Genomic DNA, 4,681 nt, shown 5'->3' on the forward strand with positions numbered 1-4,681 from the left:
TCGCAGAGGCGGTCCGGGAGGAACAGGTTGGGGTACTGCCAGGAGACGTAGCCGCCCGCACCGAGGGCGAGGACGAGTACGCCGGCGATGATCAGCCAGATGCGCCGGGAACGTTTCACTGCTGCCCGTTCCGCCCGAGTGCGCTCATGGCGTTCGCGTGGCCGGTCGTGTGGCCGGTCGTCATCTTGGAGTACACGTAGTCGGCGTCGCTCTGGGCACCGTTGATGTTGCCCCAGCCCTTGGCCATTTCCTTACTGTCCCTCAACGCGGCGAAGTGCGCCTCGGAGGCGGCACTGTTGCCCGCGTCCTGAGCATCCTTCTTGACGCCGTCCGCCCACTCCTCGATGCCCAGGTCGACGATGGCACCCGCGAGGTCGCCGACCTCGGGGATGAAACCGGTCACCACGCCGTTCATCGCGGAGCCGTACGAGCTGGTCTTGTCGGCCCACTCCATCCGGTCGTCCTTGTTGTCGAGGATGACGTCCGTCCGGATGGCGTCGTAGGCGCCGAGGGCCGTGCCGATGCGCTGGGCCGGGAGATCGACGCCCTTCGGGTCCGTGCCGGGCGGCAGTCCGGCGATGAGTTCGGCCGTCATGGCCCGTTCGGCGCTGTACAGCGTCGCGTAGGCCTCGGGCTCGTCGGAGACACCACGCAGGACGCGGACGAGACTGGCGTTGCTGCCGTCGAGGTGACCGGCACCGTTCTCCTCCCGGATCCCGCCGGCACCGGCGTAGACGTTGTCGCTGAGGATCTTGTGCGTGTCCTCCACGTAGTCCGACAGCGCGTTGGCGAGCGGCGTCTTCAGGTCGTCGTGCATCTCGCTGCCCTTGCCGCCCGCGTCCAGCGCGTCGATGGCGCCCTGCATCACCCGGGCCTGTGCCGGGGTGTGCGGGCCGCCGTTGTGGGTGCCCTCGCCGGGGACGTCGCCGGTGGCGGCGGCCTCCAGGGCGGCGGCGAGGCCGTCCTGGTGGGTGGACTTGTCGATGATCGGCGGGCCGTACAGGGTGTTGACGTACGAGGTGGGCCACTCGCGGTCGCGCAGCAGGTACTTGAGGCGGTCCTCGGCGCCCGGGCCCTTGGGGTCGAGGAACTGGGTGGCGGCCTCCGGGTTCTGGCCCATCAGCTTGAGCACGCCGTCCACGGGGTCGTGCACCAGGTCCGGGCGCGGGCCGTTGAACTGGTGCGAGGACCAGCGGTTCTTGTCGTCGCGCTCGGCCTTGAGGATGTCGGTGCCGAGGTCGTTCAGGAACTGCGAGCCGTAGCCCGCGTTGCCCTTCTGGAGCAGCGTGGCCAGTGTCTGGTAGCCGTAGATCGGCTCGCTCTTGCCGCCGAAGTGCCGCTCGTTGATGTTCTTGACGCCGGCTTCCTGCAGCCCCTTGCGGAAGTCCTGGTAGAACTTGCTGCTGGTGTCCCGGGTGGCGCCGCCGATGGTGTTGGCGAGGTTGGTCTGCAGCTCGCCGTACTCGCCCTTGTTCTTGCCGTCCCGGTCGTTGATCCGGACCTCCAGCTCGTCGGCGAGCAGCAGGGTGCCCTGCGGGCCGAGCGCGTTGAGCAGGGTCTGGCCGTAGACCGGGTTGCCGGAGTTGGCCTTCATCAGGTTGTTGAGCTCGGCGAGCTCCTCCGGGCTGAGGGTCTTGCCGTCCTTGAGCCGGGAGGCGAGGTCGGCGGCCCGCTTGCCGTCCGCCTCGTCGCCGCCGCCGACGGCCTGGCCGTTGAACTCGTTCACCAGGTCGCCGACCTTGGCGGCGCGGCGCAGCCCGCGGGCGGCCCGCTCGTCGGCCGCGGTCGCCTCTTCCACGCAGATCTTGATCTTCTGCGCCCACCGGCCGGCGGCCTCGCCGCGTTCCTGCTGGTAGTCCCGGTCGTGGCGGTAGTCCTGTTTGGTGGCCGGGTCGAGCGCGCCGACGTCGAACATCACGGCGCCGGTGCCGGTCACCTTCATGCCGTCGGCCTGGGCGTCGGCGACGGCCTGCTTGAGCTTCTTCTGCGCCGCCTCGAAGTCGTTCTTGGCGTCGGTGATGATCGAGGCGACGGCCTTGGCCTCGGTCTGCGCGTCGACGCTCTGCTGGCGGGTGAAGGCCACGTGCTGGTTGGCGGCGAGCGCGGTGGAGCCCATCCACAGGCCCTGGTTGCCGGTGACCGAGAGCACCTCGTTGTCCAGCCGGTGCTGGACCTGCTGGTACTTGCGGGCCATCTCGGTCCAGTCGGCGGCGGCCTTGGCCATCGCGGACGGGTCGGCCTTCATGACGTCCTCGAAACCGAGCAGGCTCATGGGGTCACGCCTTCCCGGTGAACGACGTGGCGATGCCGTGCTCGACGCTCAGGTAGTTGGTGTGGGTCTGCCGCATCATCCCGGCCTCCTGGTTGAGCCGGCCGTTGAGCTGCGACACCTGCTCGTGCCACTCCTTGAGCGCGCCGCGCAGCGCCGACGCGGTGTCCCAGCCGCTCAGCTTCGAGGCCGCCGCCTCGGTCGACTCGTCGGCGGCCTTCCCGGCCGCGGTGCTGTCGTTGGCGATGCCGTCGAGCGCGGTGGCCGCCTTGTCGAGAGCCGCCGTCGACACCTTCGTCGGCCCCCCGCCACCCGGCCCCTGGCCCAGCTTCAGGTCCGGATCCGCCATCAGTTCTCCCCGTTGTGTCCACACCCGGCCGGAGTCCGGCCGTCCGCGAATTTTCACGGGACGTTAGCACGTCAAAACCGCCCCCTCGCAAGGCGGAAGGCCGTCGTCCGGGCGGGCCGGGGGCGGAGCCGGTCCCTCAGACCTCGGCGTCCGTGCAGGCGCCGATGGCGAGGCCGGCCTCGTGGGAGGCGCGCTGGGGGTCGCGGGCGCGGATGGCGTCGACGATCTTGTCGTGGCCGAGGTAGCGCTCGGCGATGAGCTCGGGGCCGACGTCGTGGCGCAGGTGGGCGCGGGTGACCTCGCCGAGGTCGGCGTAGAGGGCGGCGAGCACGTCGTTGTGGGCGGCGGCGACGACGGCCTGGTGGAAGGAGGCGTCGGCCTGGACGAAGTCCTCGGCGTCGCCGGAGCGCCAGGCGTCCTCGCGGCGGGCCAGGGCGGCGTCGATCAGGGCGAGGTCGCGGTCGGTGCGGCGGGTGGCGGCGAGGCCGGCGGCGGAGGTCTCCAGGGTGACCCGCAGCTCGGCGACCTGGGCGCGGTCGGCGCCGGCGAAGCGGCGGTGCATCACGCCGGCGAGCTCGCTGGTGGCCAGGACGTAGGTGCCGGAGCCCTGGCGGATGTCGAGCAGCCCGTTGTGGGCGAGCGCGCGGACGGCCTCGCGCACCGTGTTCCTGGCCACACCGAGCTGTTCGACGAGGGCGGCCTCGGTGGGGATGCGCGAGCCGACCGCCCACTCGCCGGAGGTGATCTGGGCGCGCAGCTGGGCGATCACCTGGTCGGACAGCGGGGTGCGCCTCGGCGAGGACAGCGCCACGGGGGACTCCTTGGGTCGGGTGGGTCGGGCCATCATGCCAATTCGAGGATGCACTAATTCATCCCATCATTCTATGATGGCCTGCATGTCGTCCGCAGCAGACACCGCAGATCCCGCCACCGGCTCCTCCCGGGCGGCGGCCCGGCCGCAGGCCGGGCGCCCCGCCCCGCCCGACCGCCGCTCCCTCGGCTGGCTGTTCGCCCTCGCGATCGCCGCCGCCGCGTTCAACCTCCGGCCCGTGGTCACCAGCCTCGGGCCGCTGCTGGACCAGGTCCGCGCCGACCTCGGGATGAGCCCGACGGTGGCCGGCCTGCTCACCGCCGTCCCCTCGCTCTGCTTCGCCCTGTTCGGCTTCGCCGCGCCCGGCCTGGCGCGCCGGCTGGGCCCGGTCGCCGTGGTCGCCGCGGGCATGGGAGCGATCACCGCCGGCGTGCTGGCGCGGTCCTTCGCCGGTGACACCGCCGTCTTCCTGCTGCTGACCTCGCTGGCGCTGGCCGGCGTCGCGGTCGCCAACGTACTGATCCCGGTGGTGATCAAGCGGTACTTCCCGGAGAAGGTCGGGCCGATGATCGGCCTGTACTCGATGGCGCTGTCGGCCGGTACCGCGCTGGCCGCGGCCGTCACCGTCCCGCTGACCAGCGCGCTCGGCGGGGACTGGCGGCTCGGCCTCGGTGTGTGGGCGGCGCTCGGAGCCCTCGCCCTGCTGCTCTGGGTCCCGGTGCTGCTCACCCGGCGGCGGGAGGGCGGCGGACCGGCCGGCGGCTCGGCGGCCGGGGGGAAGCTGCCGATCACCCGCAGCCGCACCGCCTGGGCGCTGGCCGCCTTCTTCGGCTGCCAGGCCACCGGCGCGTACGTGGTGATGGGCTGGATGCCGAAGATCTTCCAGGACGCAGGCGTCTCCGAGGGCAGCTCCGGCGTGCTGCTGGCGCTGACCATGGTGATCGGCGTGCCGGTCTCCTTCGTGCTGCCCAACCTGGCCGCCCGGCGCGGCGACCAGCGGCTGTTCGTGGTGGTGCTGGCGTCCTTCGGCATCGCCGGCTACCTCGGCCTGGCGCTCGCCCCGGCCGGTGTGCCGTGGCTGTGGGCGCTCCTGGTGGGCCTGTCCAACTGCGCCTTCCCGCTGGTGCTGACCCTGATCGGCCTGCGCGCCCGGACGGCCGGCGGGGTGGCCCAGCTGTCGGCCTTCGCCCAGGGCGTCGGCTACCTGATCTCGATCCCCGGCCCGATCCTGATCGGCCGGCTCTACGAGGCG

At 71.9% G+C, this 4,681-nt stretch carries 4 protein-coding genes; 1 reads left to right on the forward strand and 3 read right to left on the reverse strand.

Going from position 1 to position 4,681, the window contains the following annotated elements; all coding sequences use genetic code 11:
• Positions 1-115: 115 nt before the first annotated feature.
• The 3 genes from ABD308_RS15455 to ABD308_RS15465 form a co-directional block, all read right to left on the reverse strand.
• Positions 116-2,272, reverse strand: coding sequence for a DUF6571 family protein (locus tag ABD308_RS15455; RefSeq protein ID WP_344333904.1), 2,157 nt, complete (start codon positions 2,270-2,272; stop codon positions 116-118).
• A gap of 4 nt (positions 2,273-2,276) precedes the next feature.
• The gene (locus ABD308_RS15460) at positions 2,277-2,618 is read right to left on the reverse strand and encodes a hypothetical protein (RefSeq protein ID WP_344333905.1); all 342 of its coding nucleotides are present in this window, start codon (positions 2,616-2,618) and stop codon (positions 2,277-2,279) included.
• Positions 2,619-2,754: 136 nt separating this feature from the next.
• Positions 2,755-3,429 carry a FadR/GntR family transcriptional regulator gene (locus tag ABD308_RS15465; RefSeq protein WP_344333906.1) on the reverse strand — a complete coding sequence of 225 codons (675 nt, stop codon included), beginning with the start codon at positions 3,427-3,429 and terminating at the stop codon, positions 2,755-2,757.
• A gap of 85 nt (positions 3,430-3,514) precedes the next feature.
• Here ABD308_RS15465 and ABD308_RS15470 point away from each other — a divergent pair.
• The coding region (locus ABD308_RS15470; protein WP_344333908.1) for a CynX/NimT family MFS transporter at positions 3,515-4,681 on the forward strand (1,167 nt) is incomplete at its 3' end.

Origin of the sequence: Kitasatospora putterlickiae (assembly GCF_039527695.1) — a bacterium.
Classification (GTDB): domain Bacteria; phylum Actinomycetota; class Actinomycetes; order Streptomycetales; family Streptomycetaceae; genus Kitasatospora; species Kitasatospora putterlickiae.

What these genes read in the sequence shown, in the direction of transcription:
- ABD308_RS15460 (WP_344333905.1), bottom strand. Translation starts at nt 2,618, where the DNA reads ATGGCGGATCCGGACCTGAAGCTGGGCCAGGGGCCGGGTGGCGGGGGG.
- ABD308_RS15455 (WP_344333904.1), bottom strand. Translation starts at nt 2,272, where the DNA reads ATGAGCCTGCTCGGTTTCGAGGACGTCATGAAGGCCGACCCGTCCGCG.